The sequence below is a fragment of the Roseovarius lutimaris genome (genome assembly GCF_900115165.1).
Taxonomy (GTDB): domain Bacteria; phylum Pseudomonadota; class Alphaproteobacteria; order Rhodobacterales; family Rhodobacteraceae; genus Roseovarius; species Roseovarius lutimaris.
On record NZ_FOVP01000003.1, the window covers coordinates 151,875 to 169,119 of the forward strand.

At 62.3% G+C, this 17,245-nt stretch carries 18 protein-coding genes; 14 read left to right on the top strand and 4 right to left on the bottom strand.

The annotated features are described in order from the left end of the window. The first annotated feature begins 388 nt into the window (after window positions 1-388). The 12 genes from BMZ91_RS03760 to BMZ91_RS03815 all read left to right on the top strand — a co-directional run bounded on the left by BMZ91_RS03760 (window position 389) and on the right by BMZ91_RS03815 (window position 10,926). Window positions 389-2,143 (top strand): fatty acyl-AMP ligase, encoded by a 1,755-nt coding sequence (locus BMZ91_RS03760; protein WP_092834435.1) that lies wholly within the window; start codon window positions 389-391, stop codon window positions 2,141-2,143. Then, window positions 2,112-3,137, top strand: coding sequence for an NAD-dependent epimerase/dehydratase family protein (locus tag BMZ91_RS03765; RefSeq protein WP_177193777.1), 1,026 nt, complete (start codon window positions 2,112-2,114; stop codon window positions 3,135-3,137). Before BMZ91_RS03760 ends, BMZ91_RS03765 begins: the two co-directional genes overlap by 32 nt. Further along, window positions 3,134-3,382, top strand: coding sequence for an acyl carrier protein (locus BMZ91_RS03770; protein ID WP_218145639.1), 249 nt, complete (start codon window positions 3,134-3,136; stop codon window positions 3,380-3,382). Before BMZ91_RS03765 ends, BMZ91_RS03770 begins: the two co-directional genes overlap by 4 nt. Next, window positions 3,375-4,577: a serine palmitoyltransferase gene (spt, locus tag BMZ91_RS03775; protein ID WP_092834439.1), complete on the top strand. Its 1,203-nt coding sequence runs from the start codon at window positions 3,375-3,377 to the stop codon at window positions 4,575-4,577. The genes BMZ91_RS03770 and spt overlap by 8 nt, the downstream gene beginning before the upstream one ends. Window positions 4,578-4,796: 219 nt before the next feature. After that, entirely contained in the window at window positions 4,797-5,252 is a 456-nt protein-coding gene (gene phnG, locus BMZ91_RS03780) for a phosphonate C-P lyase system protein PhnG (RefSeq protein WP_092834441.1), read from the top strand. Beyond that, complete coding sequence (gene phnH, locus BMZ91_RS03785; RefSeq protein ID WP_092834443.1) at window positions 5,252-5,812, top strand: phosphonate C-P lyase system protein PhnH; 561 nt, start codon at window positions 5,252-5,254, stop codon at window positions 5,810-5,812. Before phnG ends, phnH begins: the two co-directional genes overlap by 1 nt. Next, window positions 5,812-6,900 carry a carbon-phosphorus lyase complex subunit gene (locus BMZ91_RS03790; protein WP_092834445.1) on the top strand — a complete coding sequence of 363 codons (1,089 nt, stop codon included), beginning with the start codon at window positions 5,812-5,814 and terminating at the stop codon, window positions 6,898-6,900. Before phnH ends, BMZ91_RS03790 begins: the two co-directional genes overlap by 1 nt. Further along, complete coding sequence (locus BMZ91_RS03795) at window positions 6,897-7,766, top strand: alpha-D-ribose 1-methylphosphonate 5-phosphate C-P-lyase PhnJ (protein WP_092834447.1); 870 nt, start codon at window positions 6,897-6,899, stop codon at window positions 7,764-7,766. Before BMZ91_RS03790 ends, BMZ91_RS03795 begins: the two co-directional genes overlap by 4 nt. Further along, entirely contained in the window at window positions 7,763-8,533 is a 771-nt protein-coding gene (gene phnK / locus BMZ91_RS03800; RefSeq protein WP_092834449.1) for a phosphonate C-P lyase system protein PhnK, read from the top strand. Before BMZ91_RS03795 ends, phnK begins: the two co-directional genes overlap by 4 nt. Window positions 8,534-8,537: 4 nt before the next feature. Beyond that, window positions 8,538-9,221, top strand: a complete 684-nt coding sequence (phnL, locus tag BMZ91_RS03805; RefSeq protein ID WP_092834451.1) for a phosphonate C-P lyase system protein PhnL — start codon at window positions 8,538-8,540, stop codon at window positions 9,219-9,221. Continuing rightward, entirely contained in the window at window positions 9,218-9,784 is a 567-nt protein-coding gene (gene phnN, locus BMZ91_RS03810) for a phosphonate metabolism protein/1,5-bisphosphokinase (PRPP-forming) PhnN (RefSeq protein ID WP_092834453.1), read from the top strand. The genes phnL and phnN overlap by 4 nt, the downstream gene beginning before the upstream one ends. After that, window positions 9,781-10,926, top strand: coding sequence for an alpha-D-ribose 1-methylphosphonate 5-triphosphate diphosphatase (locus BMZ91_RS03815; RefSeq protein WP_092834455.1), 1,146 nt, complete (start codon window positions 9,781-9,783; stop codon window positions 10,924-10,926). The genes phnN and BMZ91_RS03815 overlap by 4 nt, the downstream gene beginning before the upstream one ends. A 109-nt stretch (window positions 10,927-11,035) precedes the next feature. On the opposite strand, the gene BMZ91_RS03820 is transcribed toward BMZ91_RS03815, so the two are convergent. Continuing rightward, on the bottom strand, window positions 11,036-12,355 hold the full coding sequence (locus BMZ91_RS03820; RefSeq protein WP_245736197.1) for an acyl-CoA dehydrogenase family protein: 1,320 nt from the start codon (window positions 12,353-12,355) through the stop codon (window positions 11,036-11,038). Window positions 12,356-12,452: 97 nt separating this feature from the next. Further along, a complete protein-coding gene (locus BMZ91_RS03825; protein ID WP_092834460.1) occupies window positions 12,453-12,749 on the bottom strand; it encodes an FtsB family cell division protein in 297 nt (98 codons plus the stop codon). Between the two features lie 130 nt (window positions 12,750-12,879). Between BMZ91_RS03825 and BMZ91_RS03830 the strand changes: the two genes are divergently transcribed. Next, on the top strand, window positions 12,880-14,511 hold the full coding sequence (locus BMZ91_RS03830) for an acyl-CoA dehydrogenase family protein (RefSeq protein ID WP_092834928.1): 1,632 nt from the start codon (window positions 12,880-12,882) through the stop codon (window positions 14,509-14,511). A gap of 121 nt (window positions 14,512-14,632) precedes the next feature. Beyond that, window positions 14,633-15,070, top strand: a complete 438-nt coding sequence (locus tag BMZ91_RS03835; RefSeq protein ID WP_092834930.1) for a DsrE family protein — start codon at window positions 14,633-14,635, stop codon at window positions 15,068-15,070. A gap of 117 nt (window positions 15,071-15,187) precedes the next feature. Here the strand turns inward: BMZ91_RS03835 and BMZ91_RS03840 are convergent, their stop codons facing one another. Both BMZ91_RS03840 and BMZ91_RS03845 read right to left on the bottom strand, forming a co-directional pair. Further along, a complete protein-coding gene (locus BMZ91_RS03840) occupies window positions 15,188-15,646 on the bottom strand; it encodes a DNA polymerase III subunit chi (RefSeq protein ID WP_092834932.1) in 459 nt (152 codons plus the stop codon). Further along, window positions 15,646-17,118: a leucyl aminopeptidase gene (locus tag BMZ91_RS03845; protein ID WP_092835125.1), complete on the bottom strand. Its 1,473-nt coding sequence runs from the start codon at window positions 17,116-17,118 to the stop codon at window positions 15,646-15,648. Before BMZ91_RS03845 ends, BMZ91_RS03840 begins: the two co-directional genes overlap by 1 nt. Window positions 17,119-17,245 lie beyond the last annotated feature (127 nt).

Consider the following 17,245-nt stretch of genomic DNA (forward strand, 5'->3'; position numbering starts at 1 on the left):
AGCGCTCACAAAGCCTGTGAACAGCTGCCGCAGCAAAAGGTCAGAAAGCTGCGTCCTGTTGGGGGGATCGTGTTCGCCTGATAACATGTCACCCAAGGCATGCCTTACCTTTGATATGCTCGGCAAGTTGATGATTTAAAAGATTAATTTTTGGTTTCTTTTGCTTGTGCGGCGGCTTTGGCCGGGCCAGGGGCGCTTTGTGCGCAATTTGGCCCAAAGCTTTAACCTGCCGGGGCTTTCTGGCTGAAAAAGCAGGCTTTTATGGCAAAACTGTAATACCAATGTGATGTGCGTTGAGGCGCCTTTTCGTGGCATTGCAACATACCAAGATCGTCGACGGCGAATCTGTCGTGTGATGACGCCCATTGAGCAGAACCAGAGGTGACTGATGTTGACCCCCAGCGTAACTGAAAGCGGTGTGCCGCGTCGTAGCGGAAATTTTTCATCGCTTACCGATGCCCTTGATTATGCGGCGACCGGCAATACCGGGCTGAATTTCTATGCGGCGGATGCCTCGCTCATTGCGGCGGTGTCCTACTCGGAGTTGCGCGATCAGGCGATGACGCTTGCAGGTCGGCTTGCGGCGGTTTTCCCGCGCTTGTCGCGGATCGGCCTTATCGCCGAGACCTCACAGGATTTCATGGTTGCCTTCATGGCCTGCCAATATGCCGGGCTTGTGCCTGCTCCGCTGTCGCTTCCGGCGGCGTTCGGTGGGCGTGATGCCTATCAGGGACAGGTCGCGCGCACCGCGGAAACCGCCGATCTGGCGGTTGTCATGGCGCCCGAGGATCTGGTGGAACTGCTGACAGGTGCGCTTGCGCCGCTTGATATCCCGGTCATCGCGCTCTCAGGTGCCGATCTTGCCGGGGGCAGTGTCACGCCGGTTCCGCATGGCGCCGGTGATCCGGCCTATATCCAGTTTTCTTCGGGCAGCACCAGCGCGCCCAAGGGCATCTATGCCACTCAGGCCAGCGTTTCGGCAAACTGTCACGCGATCATCAACGAAGCGTTGATGATGGATGAAACCGATCGCTGCGTGTCCTGGCTGCCGCTTTATCATGACATGGGCCTTGTCGGCTTTTTCATGGTGCCGCTCTATTCCCAGACCACTGTCGATTACATTTCGCCGACATCTTTCGCACGGCGCCCGACAACCTGGCTGAAGCTGATCAGCGAAAACCGTGGCACCATCGTCTATAGCCCGAGCTTTGGCTATGACCTTTGTGCGCGTCGTTACCGCGGTGAGCCGCTTGATCTTAGCTCGCTGCGGGTTGCCGGCATTGGCGGCGACATGGTGCGCGATGACGCGATGATGGCCTTCAGCAATGCGTTTGAGGCCAGCGGATTCAAGCAAACCGCGCTGGTGCCCAGCTATGGGCTTGCCGAAACCACCCTTGGCGTGGCGTTTGCGCCGCTTGGCGTCGGCCTGCGTCGTGACAAGGTCGATACCGGGCGCATGCAGACATCCGGCCGGGCCGTGCCCGCGTCGGACCTGTCAAAGCCTGGCCAGGTTCGCACCTTTGTCGCCTGCGGCAAGCCGATGGCCTCGCTTGATCTGCGCATTGTCGATGAGACCGGCAAGAACCTTGAAGACCGCAAGATCGGTCAGATCATCCTGCGCGGCCCGAGTGTCGCGGCCGGGTATTTCCGCGCCGAAGAAGATGCGCTTACGCCGCTGACGGACGCGGATGGCTGGTTGGAAACCGGCGACCTCGGCTATTGGCTTGATGGCGAAGTGGTGATCACCGGGCGCTCCAAGGATCTGATCCTGTGGAACGGGCGCAACATCTGGCCGCAGGACATCGAATGGGTCGCCCAACAGACCGGCGGCAAGAACATTTCGGGCGCAGGCGCGTTTGAAATCAACGAAACCGATGGCGGCACCCGCATCGTTCTTCTGGCGGAATGCTGGTCGCGCGACGAGGCCGTGCGCGAGCAGCTCTTGCACGACATCTTGGCGGCCACCCGCAAAACCACCGGCGCGCCGGTCTCGGTTGAGCTGGTTGGTGTGCGCTCGTTGCCGATGACCAGCTCGGGCAAGCTTAGCCGGGCAGGCGCACGCGCGCGTTATCTTGCCGGCGGCTATAATACTGCCCCGGTAGAAGATTCGCTTGCTGCTACCGCTCCGGTTCGCGGTGCCTGATCAAACCGGCACGGCGGGCCAGGTATCACAGATCAAAATTGCGCTGACGGGGGCCACCGGTTTTGTCGGGCGCACCCTTCTGGCAAAGCTTGACGCCGCGCAGGTGGCTGTCACGGCGCTTGCGCGCGCGCAACCCGGTCGCGAATTGACCGATGGCGCCAACCTGCGCTGGATCACCGGCGAGATGGATCAGCCCGACAGGCTGGCGGATTTTCTGGCCGGGGCCGATGTAGTGATCCATTGTGCCGGGGCCACCAAGGCGCTTGACGCCCGCGCGTTTCACGCGGTCAACGCCACCGCCACCGAGACCCTTGTGCGCGCCGCGGCGCAGGCCGGTGTCGGTCATTTCATCCTGATGTCGTCACTGGCGGCCTCGCGCCCCAGGGTTTCGGATTACGCCGCCTCCAAGGCCGCCGGCGAAGAGCTTGCGCTTGCCGAGGCTGGCGATATGACCCTGACCACGGTGCGTGCGCCCGCAGTGATCGGCCCCGGCGATCAGGCCACGGCGCCGCTTTTCTCGCTCATCGCCCGTGGCTGGATGCCGGTTTTAGGCGGAAAAGCGCGCAGCGCGCGATTTTCCGTGATCGACGTTCAGGACCTCGCCACCCTGCTGATTGATCTCGCAAGGCCCGGTGCCACGCCCGTCAAGGGCAGGACGTTCGCCCCCTATGGTCATCACAGCCTTGGCTGGTCGGATATGGCCGCCAGCGGCGCACGGGTAACTGGCCGAAAGGTGCGCGAAATTCCCCTGCCGATGCCACTTGCAACACTGGTCGGCCATGGCGCCGATCTGGCCGCGCGGGTGACCGGGACGGCACAGGTTTTTTCCTCGGGCAAGGTTCGTGAAATGCGCGCCGGTGACTGGATCGGGGATACCCCCCTTGAAACAATTACGCCGCTTGATGTTACAATGCGCCGTTGCCTTAATCCGTTTCTGAGGCTAGGGAATGCGACAAACCAAGTCGTAGCAGACAACGACCGGAGTCCAGAATGAACCAGAAGACCGAAACCATGTTCGACCAGATTTGCGGCATCCTGCGCGCCCATACCAAGGTCGATACCAAGATCGAGCCCGAAACCCTGATCGGGGCCGATCTTGCAATTGATTCCGTCGAGATGTTCGATCTCGTGATGGAGATCGAAGAGCAATACGATATCAGTTTCCCGCTCGAAGAAGCCTCCGAGATTGATACCGTCCAATCCCTGGTAACAGCGATCGAGCGCATTACAAATGTTTGACACCGAAGCCAACAAAAACACCGTATTCGCCAAGTTCGAGAAGCTGTCCGAACGGGTCGATAAACTGCGCTCTGCCGGGCGCACGCCGTTTGGCATGCGGTTTGACGAAATGCTGTCGCAGACCCGTGCCCGTGTCGGCAACACCGAGGTTCTGCTGGCCGGCACCAACAACTATCTTGGCCTGACCTATAACCCCGACGTGATGGCCGCCGCCAAGACGGCGATTGATACCCATGGCACCGCCACCACCGGCAGCCGTCTGGCCAATGGTACCTATAGCGATCACCTTGATCTTGAATCCGACCTCAAGGATTATTTCGGCGTGGCCTCGGCCATTGTCTGCACCACCGGCTATCAGGCCAATCTGGCCGCCCTCAGCACTCTTGCCGGGCGAGGCGATCACCTGTTGATCGACGCCGACAGCCATGCCTGCATCTATGATGCCTGCCGCCTCAGCGATGCCGAAACCATCCGGTTCCGGCACAACAGCCCCGAGGATCTGAACAAACGCCTGTCGCGCCTGCCCGCCGAGGGCGCCCGTCTTGTGGTGATCGAGGGGCTTTATTCGATGCTGGGTGATGTCGCCCCGGTCGCCGAATTTGTCGAGGTCGCCCATTCGCACGGCGCGATGATCTTTGTCGATGAGGCGCATTCCATCGGCTGCTACGGCGAAAACGGTCGCGGTGTGTCGCAGGCACAGGGCGTGCTGGACAAGGTCGATTTCATTTCCGGCACGTTTTCCAAAAGCTTCGCCTCGATCGGCGGCTTTTGCGTGTCGCGCCACGAAGCACTTGAACTGATCCGTCTGGTCAGCCGCCCCTATCTTTTCACCGCTTCGGGCTCGCCCGCCAATATGGCCGCCGCGCGGGCCTCGCTCAAGATAATCGCGAGCGATACCACCCTTGGCAAATCGCTCTGGGATCGGGTGCATCAGCTCTACAACGGGCTGAGTGACGCGGGCTTTACCATCTCGTCGCCTCCGGGCCCGATCATGGCCATTTCGCGCCCCGACGAACATGTCGCCGTGGCCGAATGGAATCACCTGATGGACCAGGGGGTCTATGTCAATCTGGCGGTGCCCCCGGCCACGCCGCAGGCCAAGTCCCTGCTGCGCCTCAGCGTTTCGGCGGCCCATACCGAGGCGGAAATCGATCAGCTTATCGCGGCGTTCCGCAGCCTGCCCAAGACCGCCTGATAAACACCGGTCGGGCTTTCCCTTCCTTACGACAGCCCCCGGTCTCGGGTCTATTTCCCGCGACGTTTCCTCAAAACACGTGCCCCTCGCGGCAACTCTGATCAGATCCGGCCACCCATCGGGGGCCGGATCATCAAACTGTTGCATCACCGGGATTGGCAGGCCGGATGATTTGGGTTATGATTTGTCTAGTTGTATACATCCTTGAAAGATGTCTAGATGACCATGACGAGCGATCAGGACGCGGCGCGCAAAGCCTGGCTTGGCCTGTTGGCAAAGTCGCCTGCGGCGGATGTCGCACGGCTTTGGGCGGCGTTACAGATTGATCCCAGCTATAGCGTTTTGCGGGCGCCTGAAATTGGCGGTGTCATGCTGCGGGGCCGGGCCGGGGCCGTTGGGGCGGCCTTCAACCTCGGCGAGATGACCGTGACCCGCGCTTCGGTCAAGCTTGCCGATGGGGTGGTCGGGCACGGCTATGTGCAGGGCCGGGGTAAATCCCACGCTCTGACCGCCGCGCTTGTCGATGCTTTGATGCAGACCGGCGCCGCAGGGGCCGTCGATGCGGGTCTGTTGGCGCCGCTTCGGGCGGCGATGGCCGCGCGCAAGGCGGATCGGGCCGCGAAGGCGGCGGCGACCAAGGTTGATTTCTTCACGATGGTACGAGGTGAGGATTGATGCAGGCGCATATCCTTGAGGGCGGCTTTGCCGATCAGCCAATCGAGGCATCCCACGCGTTTCGCGCAGTGATGACGGCGATGGCGCGACCCGGTGAAATTCTTGCCGTAAACGGCGCGCAGCCGCCTGCGCCGCTGTCCCCTGCGGCGGGGGCTGTTGTGCTGACGCTTTGCGATCCTGAAACGCCGATCTTTCTGGCGGCAAGCCACGACACGCCACAGCTGCGTGAGTGGATCGGCTTTCACACCGGCGCGCCGTTTGTGGCGGCGCAGGATGCGATGTTTGCCTTGGGCACCTGGGGCGCCCTTCCTCTGGCGACATTCCCGCGCGGCACGGCGCAATTTCCGGATCGCTCTGCCACGGTGATCGTCGAATGCGACGCGCTTTCCAACAGCGGCGCAACCCTGCGCGGGCCGGGGATCAAGCGGGAAACACAGCTTTCCTTGCCCGAGGTTGCGGCGTTTCAGGACAATGCGGCACGCTTCCCGCTGGGGCTTGATTTCATTTTCACCAGCGGGGCGCATCTTGCGGCCCTGTCAAGAACCACAAAGGTGTTCTGATGTATGTGGCCGTCAAGGGGGGCGAGCGCGCCATCGACAACGCCCATGCCTGGCTTGCCGAAGAGCGGCGCGGCGACCGAGCCGTGCTGGAGCTGAGTGTTGCGCAAATCCGCGAGCAGATGACATTGGCGGTCAATCGCGTCATGGCCGAAGGCTCGCTTTATGACCCTGACCTTGCGGCCTTGGCGATCAAGCAGGCGCGCGGCGATCTGATCGAGGCGATCTTTCTGATCCGGGCCTATCGCACCACGCTGCCGCGGTTCGGCGCCTCAAACCCGATTGAAACCGGGGATATGCTCTGCGAGCGTCGCGTTTCGGCGACCTTCAAGGATGCGCCGGGCGGGCAGGTTCTGGGGCCGACCTTTGATTACACGCATCGTTTGCTGGATTTCAAGCTGGCGGCTGACGGTGAAGCAGGTGACGTGCCCAAGGGGACACCGACCCACGATCCCACGCCGCACATCATGTCGTTTCTGGACCGGGAGGGCCTGATTCAGGATGAGCGGGCCGGCGAGAATACGCCCCCCGACCTGACGCGCACGCCGCTTGAATTGCCCGCAGACCGGGCCTTGCGGCTGCAATCTCTGGCGCGCGGCGATGAGGGATTTATCCTTGGCCTGGCCTATTCCACCCAACGTGGGTACGCGCGCAATCATGCCTTTGTGGCCGAGTTGCGGATCGGGGCGGTGGCGGTTGAAATGGAGATTCCCGAGCTTGGGTTTGCCATCGAGATTGGCGAAATCACCCTCACGGAATGTGAGACGGTGAACCAGTTTCAGGGCTCGAAAACCGCGCCGCCGCAGTTCACACGCGGCTATGGTCTTGTGTTCGGCATGTCCGAGCGCAAGGCAATTTCCATGGCCCTGGTGGATCGGGCGCTGCGCTGGAAAGAGCTTGGCGAGGATAACCTCGGCGCGCCTGCGCAGGACGAGGAATTCGTTTTATATCATAGCGATAACATTCAGGCGACGGGGTTTTTAGAGCATATCAAGCTGCCGCATTATGTCGATTTCCAATCCGAGCTTGAGCTGATCCGCAAGCTGCGCCGCGAGGCGAAAGAAAACATCCCTCGCGAGGCGGCAGAATGAGCGACTATAATTTTGCCTATCTGGACGAGCAGACCAAGCGGATGATCCGCCGTGCAATCCTCAAGGGGCTGGCGATCCCCGGCCATCAGGTGCCCTTTGCCAGCCGCGAAATGCCGATGCCCTATGGCTGGGGCACCGGCGGGGTACAGGTGAGCGCCGCCATTCTGACGCCGGAGGATACCTTGAAGGTGATTGATCAGGGGGCCGATGATACCACCAACGCCGTCTCGATCCGCCGCTTTTTCCAGAAAACCGCAGGTGTCGCCGTAACCGAGGCCACGGCGCAAGCCAGCGTGATCCAGACCCGGCACCGTATCCCCGAAGCGGACCTGCGCGCCGATCAGATCCTTGTCTATCAGGTGCCGATCCCCGAGCCGCTGCGCTTTCTGGAACCTTCGGAGGTGGAAACCCGCAAGATGCACGCGCTTGAGGATTATGGCCTCATGCATGTCAAGCTTTACGAGGACATCAGCCAGCACGGCGATATCGCCACCGCCTATGCCTATCCGGTCAAGGTCGAGGGGCGCTATGTAATGGATCCCTCGCCGATCCCGAAATTCGACAACCCCAAGCTTGAGATGGCCGGAATTCAGCTTTTCGGCGCCGGGCGTGAACAGCGGATCTATGCGATTCCGCCCTACACGCGGGTGGTGAGCCTTGATTTTGACGACTATCCGTTTCAGCCCACCAAAGCCGATCACGCCTGTGATCTGTGCGGTGCGCAGAACAGCTATCTTGACGAGTTGATCGTCGATGACGACGGCGGGCGCGTGTTCATGTGTTCGGATACCGATTATTGCAGCACCCGGCGCAAACAGGGCCATGTCGGCGCGCAGGGCTTGCCCTATGCGGAGGGTGCGACGTGACACCGCTTTTAGAGGTTGAAAACATTTCCAAATCCTATGGCGCACGGGTTGGTTGCACGGATGTGTCGTTTGATCTTTATCCCGGCGAGGTGATGGGGATTGTCGGCGAAAGCGGCTCTGGCAAATCCACCTTGCTCAATTGTCTGGCCGGGCATCTGTGCCCCGACCTCGGCGCGGTGCGGTTTGACACCCGTGCCGATGGATTGCGCGACACCCTCACCATGAGCGAGCCCGAGCGCCGGATGCTGGGGCGCACCGATTGGGCCTTTGTGCATCAAAACCCGCGTGACGGCCTGCGGATGAACGTGAGTGCGGGGGGCAATGTGGGCGAGCGGCTGATGGCGGTGAACGCGCGGCATTACGGCGATATCCGCGCCTCGGCGATGGACTGGCTTGGCCGGGTCGAGATCGCCCACGACCGGATCGACGACCGTCCGACCGGCTTTTCCGGCGGCATGCAACAGCGCCTTCAGATCGCGCGCAATCTGGTGATGGGTCCACGGCTCGTGTTCATGGATGAGCCGACCGGCGGCCTTGATGTGTCAGTGCAGGCGCGTCTGCTGGATCTGTTGCGCGGGCTGGTGCGCGACATGAACCTGAGCGCGATCATCGTCACCCACGACCTTGCCGTCGTGCGCCTTCTGGCGGATCGCCTTATGGTGATGAAAGACGGGAATGTGATCGAAACAGGCCTGACCGATCAGGTGCTGGACGATCCGCAACATGCCTATACCCAGCTTCTTGTGTCTTCTGTCTTGCAGGTGTGACGCCATGATCCATGTTGAAAACGTCTCGAAATCCTTCACCCTTCACAATCAGGCGGCAGCCGAAATCCCGGTCATGGCGGGGGCCTCTCTCTGTGTTGCGCCCGGCGAATGCGTGGCGCTGACCGGGGCCTCTGGGGCGGGGAAATCCACCCTGATGCGGATGATCTATGGCAACTATCTGACCGCCTCTGGCCGGATCATGGTGGGCGAGGTGGATGTGGCCAGGGCCGCCCCGCGCGAGATCATTGCGCTGCGTCGCTATACGCTTGGGTATGTCAGCCAGTTTTTGCGCGTTGTGCCGCGTGTCTCGACGCGCGATGTGGTGGCAGAGCCGCTTTTGGCGACGGGTGCGACGCGCGCCGAGGCGCTTGCGCAGGCTGAAACGCTTCTGGCGCGGCTGAATATTCCCGAGCGGCTCTGGCCGCTGAGCCCGACGACGTTTTCGGGCGGCGAACAGCAGCGGGTGAACATCGCGCGCGGCTTTGCCTATCCCTATCCGGCGCTGTTGCTGGATGAGCCGACGGCGAGCCTTGACCCGGATAATCGCGCGACGGTGCTTGCGATGATCGGCGAGGCCAAGGATCGCGGTGCGGCCATCATCGGGATTTTCCATGACCGGATGGCGCGCGACGAGGTCTGTGATCGCACATTGGACGTCAGCCAATTCACACCGGGCCGGGCCACATGAGCGGCCGTTTCATCGCCATTGTCGGCCCTTCGGGCGTTGGCAAGGACAGCGTGATGCAGGCCCTGGCCGCGCGTGATCCGCGTCTTGGTCTGGCCCGGCGCGTCATCACCCGCCCCGGTGATGCGGGCGGTGAGGAGTTTGACGGCGTGACCGAGGCGGCGTTCGAGGCGCAAGAGACCGCCGGAGTCTTCGCGCTTAGCTGGCGCGCGCACGGGCTTTGCTACGCAATCCCTGCCACGGTCGATGCGGTGCTGGCCGCAGGGCGCGATGTCATGGGAAACCTGTCGCGCAGTGTTCTGATCGCGGCGCAGGCGCGGTTTGCCCGGATAGAGGTCATCGCGCTCAGCGCAGACCATGCCACGCTTGCTGCGCGGCTTGTTCGGCGCGGGCGTGAAACCGATGCAGAGATTACCCGCAGGCTTGAACGCGCGACCTTCACGCTTCCACAAGGGGTCAAGGCCCATGTGGTTGAAAACAATGGCGTGCTTGACGATTGCGTCGCGGCCATTCTGACGCATCTTTATCCGGGGGCGATGGCCTGCAACACGGGGACCGACAAATGACCGATGACACCATCCTTGCCAATGCGCGCCTTGTTCTGAACGACGAGGTGATCCTTGGATCGCTCTGCATCAAGGATGGGGTGATCAGCGATATTGCCAGTGGCGGAGCGGTTTCGCCGGGTGCGCGCGATATGCAGGGCGATTTTGTGGCACCCGGTCTGGTCGAATTGCACACCGACAACCTTGAGCGGCATCTGGCACCGCGCCCCAAGGTCGACTGGCCGCATCGCGCCGCCATTCTGGCGCATGATCGCGAATTGGCGGGCACCGGCATCACAACCGTGTTCGATGCGATCCGGGTCGGGTCTATCGTGTCGGGGGCCAGCAAACGCTATGGTCGATATGCCCGAAAGATGGCCGACGAAATCCTTGAAATGCGGGACGGGGGCCGGCTCAGGGTCAGCCACCATATTCACCTGCGTGCCGAGATTTGTTCCGAAACGCTGGTCGATGAATTTACCGAGTTTTCGGCTGATGACCGGATCGGCATTGTCTCGATGATGGATCACACACCCGGACAGCGGCAGTTTTCAGACCTGGCAAAGTTTGAAACCTATGTCCGGGGCAAGCATGCGTTTGGCGAACAGGAGTTCCGCGAATACGTGGATTTTCTCTATGATCTTCAGGGTCGGGTGGGCCCCAGCCATGAGGCCGCGATCGTAAAGGCCGCCAAACGGCTTGGGGCGACCCTGGCCAGCCACGATGATACAACCGCCGATCAGGTCGCGACCAGCAAGGCCTATGGCGTCACACTGGCCGAATTTCCGACCACGCGTGCCGCGGCGGAGGCCTGTCACGCGCATGGCATTGCCACGATCATGGGCGCGCCGAACCTTATTCGTGGCGCGTCGCATTCCGGCAACGTCGCGGCGCGCGATCTGGCGCGGCTGGATCGGCTGGATATCCTGTCGTCGGACTATGTGCCATCGGCATTGCTGATGGCGGCGGTTCAGCTGGGCGATCTTTGGGGCGACCTGCCGCGCGGCATGGCGACCGTCACCGCGCGCCCCGCCCGGGCCGTCGGTCTGAGCGACCGGGGATCGCTGCGCCTCGGACAAAGGGCCGATCTCATCCGGTTCGCGGTGCTGGATGGCACACCGGTCTTGCAGGAAACATGGGGGGCCGGGAAACGGGTGTTCTGAAAACCTGTCGGCCCTTAATCCCAGAATTCCGCCCGCAGTTTGCGTTTGTAAAGCTTTCCGGTGGCCGAGCGCGGCACCTCCTGGCGTAACTCAAGGCTGCGTGGGCATTTCATGGCCGAGAGTGTTTCGCGGCAATGGGCCAGCAGGGTTTCGCGCAGGGCATCCGTCGGCGGGTGAATGGATGTTCCGGGCGCAGCCCTTCGGCGCCCATCAGTTGCAACACTTGCGGCAGGTGGGTTTGCGCAGCGGTCACGGCGACGATCTTGGCCTCGGCGGCGGCAAGCTGGGCGTCCTCGGCGTTTGTCACCAGAGCGACGGCCTTGGCTGTGACGGCGGTTGACGCGTCAGGGGCGGCCACGGCATCGGCCAGATGCGCCTGCCAGCTTGGGATCGCATTGAGCGGTTTGCCAAAGCTGTGACGGGTCGCGCCATAGCTCTGCACGGTTTCGATCGCGGCCGACATCATGCCGTTGCACATGGCCGCAACATAGGTGCGCGCGGCGTTGATCTCGGTCAGGATCGCCTTGAAGGCAGTGCCGGGTGCGATCAGCTTTGCCTGCGTCGGCAGGGCGACATCGTTGAACGTGAACCCGCCGGGGGCCGCGTATTGGGCATAGACAATCGACAGCCCCGTGTGGCGCCCGTTGATGATCCAGGTTTTCTCGCCATTCAGACGCCAGCCATCGCCGTCTTGCCGCGCCGTGGTGGTGGCGGCGGCAAAATCGCTGCCGGTGCCGGGTTCGGTGAGCGCCGTGCAGGCCGAGACCTGACCCGAGAGCAGCGCCGGAAGGTATCGGTCGCGCAGGTCGCGGGGCGCGATCTGGCACAGGCGCAGGGCGATGCCGATGGCGCCGACCAGACCTTCGTTCTGGCGGGTTGCCACAAGCGTCTGCCCGATGCGCGAGCGCACGATCAGCGCGGCAAGCCCGGTCATCAGCGTGGCAATGATCAACACCATATAACAATAGGTCTCGCGGTCGCGAAAGTTGAACAGCCCATCCTTGCTTCCGGGTTTGGGGATGCCGGTGATGCCGGCCTCGCCTTGAGCCAGGTCATGAAAATTCATCAGCACGATGAAGATCACCATGTTGAACGCCAGCGTCACAATCGTGAAATAGTGCCCCTTGACCCGCAGGCTCCGATAGCCTGGCCGGTCTTGGTCTTCGACAAACAGCGTCATGGCGACGAACAGCATCGCGGCGGCGAGGATCACGTAAAGCCGCAGTTCGGGAATGCTCACCCCGCCGATATTGAACACCCGGTTCAGGTTGGTCGGGATGACCACCTGTTCATGGTCAAAGAATTCAAGGTTAAGGCCTTCTATCATCATTGTCAGGCCTAGCGCTACGATGAAGGCGTTGATGTGGCTGGCATCGCGCACCGGTCGATAGGCCAACAGCTCAATCAGCGCCCCAGAAAGACCTTGCAATACCAAACGTCAGCGGAGAAATTTCAAGCCTGTGTTGCAGCGACCCGTTGAAACCGCACCGCAGAGCAGACATCCAGGCCGACCGAAACCCGCCACCTCAGCGGATGACAATCTCATCGCTGCGCAGCAGGCCGAGAACATCGCGTGCCTGTTGATCGAGAAGATCAAGGTCAAGGTAGGTGTCAGAGAGCCGATGCGTCAGGTTTTCCATCCGCGCCACTTGCGTGTTGAGCTGATCAAGCTGAGCCTGCAACAACGTGCTTTGCGCCTCGATTTCGGCGCGGCGGAACAGGCCGTAATCGCCTTGCACGGCGGCAAAGGTGAAATATGCGCCCAAAAAGAACGCCACCGTAAAAAAGATAAGCATGCCCCAGGGCCTGTTACGGGTGGTCATGATGCGTGGTCTGCCTCTTCATCCGCCTCTGACGGGCGCTCGGGTCACCATGCCACAGGGCGCGCGCTTTGTGAATCCCCTTTCGCAGGATTTGCCGGCGCTTTACGGTACGCCTTAAAGGAGAGCCTGAATGCAAGATACACCACCGCCTGCGGCCACACTCTGGCATGACGCGCTCAATCAGCCCGCGCTGCGCGGTGACCTTGACCTATGGGCCAGCGATCCGGCCCTCAGGGCCCATGCCACGGCGGCGGGGGCGGATGCGGGGCATCTGGCCTCTTACGGCGCGCGGATCGGCACCGCCGAGATGCGCCGCCTCGGCGACGAGGCCAACCGCCATGCGCCGGAGCCGGTGTTGTTTGACACCGGTGGTCGCCGCCTTGACGAGGTGCGCTTTCATCCCGCCTATCATCAGCTGATGCAGGTCGGCATCGGCGCGGGCTATGCCGCCATCGCCTATGAGGGTGGGCAGGGCGGGCATGCCACGCATGCCGCGATGGTCTATCTTACCTCTCAGGTCGAGGCGGGTGTGTGCTGTCCGATGACCATGACCTATGCCGCGGTGCCCGCGCTCAAGGCCGATAAGGCGCTGTTTGCCCGATGGGTGCCCAAGCTGATCGCGCGCACCTATGACGGGATGCCAAGACCGCTGGCGCGCAAGGCCGGGGCGACGCTTGGCATGGCGATGACCGAAAAACAGGGTGGCTCTGATCTGCGCCACACCAACACCACCGCCACGCCCGAGGGCGATCTTTACCGGCTTGAAGGCCATAAGTGGTTCTGCTCGGCGCCAATGTCGGACGGGTTTCTGACGCTGGCGCAGGCGTCCGGCGGGCTGACCTGCTTTCTGGTGCCGCGCTGGTTGGAGGACGGGCGCAACGCGATCCACCTGCAACGGCTCAAGGACAAGATGGGCAATCGTGCCAATGCCTCTGCGGAAATCGAGTACCACGGCGCCTATGCGCATCGGCTTGGCGATGAGGGCGCAGGCGTCAGCACGATTATCGAAATGGTCCATCACACCCGGCTTGATACCGCTCTGGCCCCGGCGGGATTGATGCGCGCCGCGCTCGATCAGGCCCATCACTGGGTACGCCAACGCTCGGTCGCGGACGCCATGCTGATTGATCAGCCGCTGATGCGGCAGGTTCTGGCCGATCTCTGCCTCGATTGGGAAGGGGCGCTTGCGCTTGGGATGCATGTGGCGCGCGCCTTTGACGGTACAACGCCGGGTGATCGCGCCTTTGCGCGCCTCGGGGTGGCGCTGGCGAAATTCATCAACAACAAGCTCTGCCCCGGCGTGATTTCCGAGGCGATGGAATGCCTTGGCGGCATGGGCTATGTCGAGGAGACCGGCATGCCGCGGCTCTACCGCGAGGCGCCGCTGAATTCGATCTGGGAAGGCTCGGGCAATGTCATCTGTCTTGATATCCTGCGCACCCTGCGCCGTGAACCGCTGGCAGGTGAGAGCCTGAGCGCGGAGCTTGGCGCGGCGACAGGCCATGACCGGGGCTTTGATGCGGCCCTCAAGGCGCATATGCAGCAGTTTCCGAAATTGCCCGATCTGGCGCAGGCGCGGTGGTACTGCGAAAGCCTTGCCACGTTGCTGACCGCCTCGGTTCTGATCCGCACTGCGCCCAATGAGATATCGGGCGCCTATATTGCCGCGCGCCTTGCCGGGCCGCGCGGGCGGGTTGCCGGGGCGATGGGACAGATTGACTGCGCGGCTGTTCTGGCGCGTCTTGGCACTGGCGGAAGATAAATTCACAAAATTAGATGTGTTTGATTTGGATCAACGCCTGTCGTCTGGCGTGTATCTTAGGGTGGGGCGGTAAACAGTCATTCAAGGTTCATCTTTACCTACACCCGAAAGGATCACTCCAATGCGCAAAACCCTTGCTGCCGCCACCCTTGGCCTTGCCGCCCTGACCAACACCCCGGCCATGGCCGAAGAGGTTCCCCGGCTGGTGACCATTGTAACCAGCCCCGACGCCCAGACCCAGTTGATGAGCATGGTGCTGACCATGCAATCCATGCAGCAGGGGGCAGAGGCCTATATGCTGCTCTGTGGTCCGGCGGGCGATCTGGCGCTCAAGGACGCGCCCGCACCCGCCACCGCGCCGCAAAAACCCAAGGGCATGAGCCCGCAGGGCCTGATGCAGAAAATCATGGCGGCTGGCGGAACCGTCGAGGTCTGTGCAATTTACTTGCCAAACAAGGGGATAGAGGCCTCTGCCTTGCTTGATGGGGTCGGCTCGGCTAAACCACCTGCAGTGGCCGCGCGTTTGCTGGCCGACGAAACGCGGATCATGTCCTTTTAGGGCAGGATTCGCAGGGCCGTCTTGCACCCTCGCCCGATTTGAACGGTGTTCTGGTTTCCAAGTGCCGGGCCGGGAGTGCGAGGCGGCCCGCCTTGGCGGGGCCGAAGAGCGCGCGAATCAGGCCTCGGCTTTTTTCTCCCAGCGGCCCGATTCTTCTGACCAGTATTGCGCCGAACAGCCCGCGCCGGTGAGCGCCTTCCACTGGCCACGCGCCACAGTCAGCGCCGCGTCGTCATTGCCGTCAAACAGGACGCAGACCCGCTCCAGCGCCTGCACCTCTTCGGGCGCCACCTCGGCGCCGTCGATGCACATGACACAGACCGCACCATTGGCTCGCTCTGCTGCGGTGCTGAGCAGGATCGGCTGATCCGCCTCATGCGGCGCCCCGGCAAGACCGTGCGGCAAAAACCCGTCTTCGGCCCCGAGCCAGAGCTTTTCATCAAGCCATTCCATCCGCGCCCGGTCACGCCCGCGCACCAGAACCCGCCAACCCGCGCCCTGTGCCTTGCCCAGAAGCATGGGCAAGGTCACCTCAAGCGGGGCGCGGGTCAGGTGGTAGAAATAGGCGGCCCCCATCAGTCTTGCTCAAGCATATCCGCGATCATCCGGTTGAGCGCCATCACCCCCCAGCCGGTCGCGCCCTTGGGGGCATAGGCGGTTTCGGCCTTCACACTGGCCACACCGGCGATATCAAGGTGAATCCAGGGCATGTCGTCCTTGACGAAGCGCTTGATGAATTGCGCCGCCGTGATCGAGCCCGCTTCGCGCCCGCCGACGTTTTTGACATCGGCGATCTGGCTCTTGAGCTTGTCGTCATAGGCCTGGCCCATCGGCATCCGCCAGGCGCCTTCGCCCTCGGCCTCGGCGGCCTTGAGGAAGGCCTTGCAGAGATCGTCATCGTTGGAAAACACGCCGGCGTTTTCATTGCCAAGCCCGACGATGATCGCCCCGGTCAGGGTGGCAAGGTCGATCACGCCGCGCGGTTTGTATTTTTCCTGCGCGTACCAGATCACATCGGCCAGCACCAAACGCCCCTCGGCATCGGTGTTGATCACCTCGATGGTGTCGCCCTTCATCGACGTCACCACATCGCCGGGGCGGGTGGCGCGATCCGATGGCATGTTCTCGACCAACCCGACAAGACCGACCACATTGGCGGCCGCCTTGCGCAGGGCCAGCGCGCGCATCGTGCCCGCCACAACGCCGGCGCCGCCCATATCCATGGTCATGTCTTCCATGCCCGCAGCGGGTTTGAGGCTGATACCGCCGGTGTCAAACACCACGCCCTTGCCGACAAGCGCCAGCGGCGCTTCGCCCTTGGGCCCGCCATTCCATTCCATTACGGCAATCTTCGAGGGCGTCGCACTTCCAAGACCAACGCAGAGCAGGGCACCCATGCCCAGCTTTTCCATTTCGGCCTCATCCAGAATGGTGATCTTGAGGCCAAGCTCCTTGAGCGCCTCAATCCGTTTGGCAAATTCGGTGGTGGTCAGGTGGTTGGCCGGATCAGACACCAGATCGCGGGTAAAGAACACGCCCTCGGCCACCGCAAGCACCGTCGCGGCCTCGGCCTTGACCTCGTCCGGCTTGCTGACCATCAGGGTTACGCCGCCGTTTGGCTTGGCGTCGGCGGTCTTGTGGGTCACAAATTCATAGGCCCTGAGCACTACGCCAAGCACCAGATCCACCGGACGACGCAGAGAGCCGCCAAGCACCAGAACCGCCTTGCCGCCCTTGGCCCGGCCAAGCGCGGCCCCGGCGCGGCGGGTCTCGGTGATGCTGGCATTGCGCGGCAGGCAGACCACGTCAAGCGCCTCGGCGGCAAGCCCGGCGGGCCAGGCAAGGGTGATGACATCGCCGGGCTTTTTCTTTTCAAAGGCGCCCTTGTCCACCATCCGCGCCAGCACGCCCTTGGTCAGCCGGTTGACCCGCCGCGCGGCGGCATCAAGCTTGCCATCGGGGGTGACAAAGACCGCAACGCGGCCCTCGGCGGTGGCAATGGCATCAAGATTGGTCTCTTCAAAAGCAACGGAAACAGGCGTAGTCATCATCAGGCTCCTTCATGTCGGTTTCCCAAGACCTAGCCTGCCTTTGCGGCGATGACCAGTTAGCAGTTTTCCCCCGCACTCAATTCCGATAAGTTGTCGGACAAGTCGGCTGTACTCGGGGGGTGAT

Bases quoted from the DNA above. Each gene is read 5' to 3' on its own strand.
- phnL (WP_092834451.1), top strand. From the start codon at position 8,538: ATGATCCATGTTGAAAACGTCTCGAAATCCTTCACCCTTCACAATCAG.
- spt (WP_092834439.1), top strand. From the start codon at position 3,375: ATGTTTGACACCGAAGCCAACAAAAACACCGTATTCGCCAAGTTCGAG.
- BMZ91_RS03830 (WP_092834928.1), top strand. From the start codon at position 12,880: ATGCAAGATACACCACCGCCTGCGGCCACACTCTGGCATGACGCGCTC.
- BMZ91_RS03835 (WP_092834930.1), top strand. From the start codon at position 14,633: ATGCGCAAAACCCTTGCTGCCGCCACCCTTGGCCTTGCCGCCCTGACC.
- phnG (WP_092834441.1), top strand. From the start codon at position 4,797: ATGACCATGACGAGCGATCAGGACGCGGCGCGCAAAGCCTGGCTTGGC.
- BMZ91_RS03840 (WP_092834932.1), bottom strand. From the start codon at position 15,646: ATGGGGGCCGCCTATTTCTACCACCTGACCCGCGCCCCGCTTGAGGTG.
- BMZ91_RS03770 (WP_218145639.1), top strand. From the start codon at position 3,134: ATGAACCAGAAGACCGAAACCATGTTCGACCAGATTTGCGGCATCCTG.
- BMZ91_RS03760 (WP_092834435.1), top strand. From the start codon at position 389: ATGTTGACCCCCAGCGTAACTGAAAGCGGTGTGCCGCGTCGTAGCGGA.
- BMZ91_RS03815 (WP_092834455.1), top strand. From the start codon at position 9,781: ATGACCGATGACACCATCCTTGCCAATGCGCGCCTTGTTCTGAACGAC.
- BMZ91_RS03795 (WP_092834447.1), top strand. From the start codon at position 6,897: ATGAGCGACTATAATTTTGCCTATCTGGACGAGCAGACCAAGCGGATG.
- BMZ91_RS03825 (WP_092834460.1), bottom strand. From the start codon at position 12,749: ATGACCACCCGTAACAGGCCCTGGGGCATGCTTATCTTTTTTACGGTG.
- phnN (WP_092834453.1), top strand. From the start codon at position 9,218: ATGAGCGGCCGTTTCATCGCCATTGTCGGCCCTTCGGGCGTTGGCAAG.
- BMZ91_RS03845 (WP_092835125.1), bottom strand. From the start codon at position 17,118: ATGACTACGCCTGTTTCCGTTGCTTTTGAAGAGACCAATCTTGATGCC.
- BMZ91_RS03790 (WP_092834445.1), top strand. From the start codon at position 5,812: ATGTATGTGGCCGTCAAGGGGGGCGAGCGCGCCATCGACAACGCCCAT.
- phnH (WP_092834443.1), top strand. From the start codon at position 5,252: ATGCAGGCGCATATCCTTGAGGGCGGCTTTGCCGATCAGCCAATCGAG.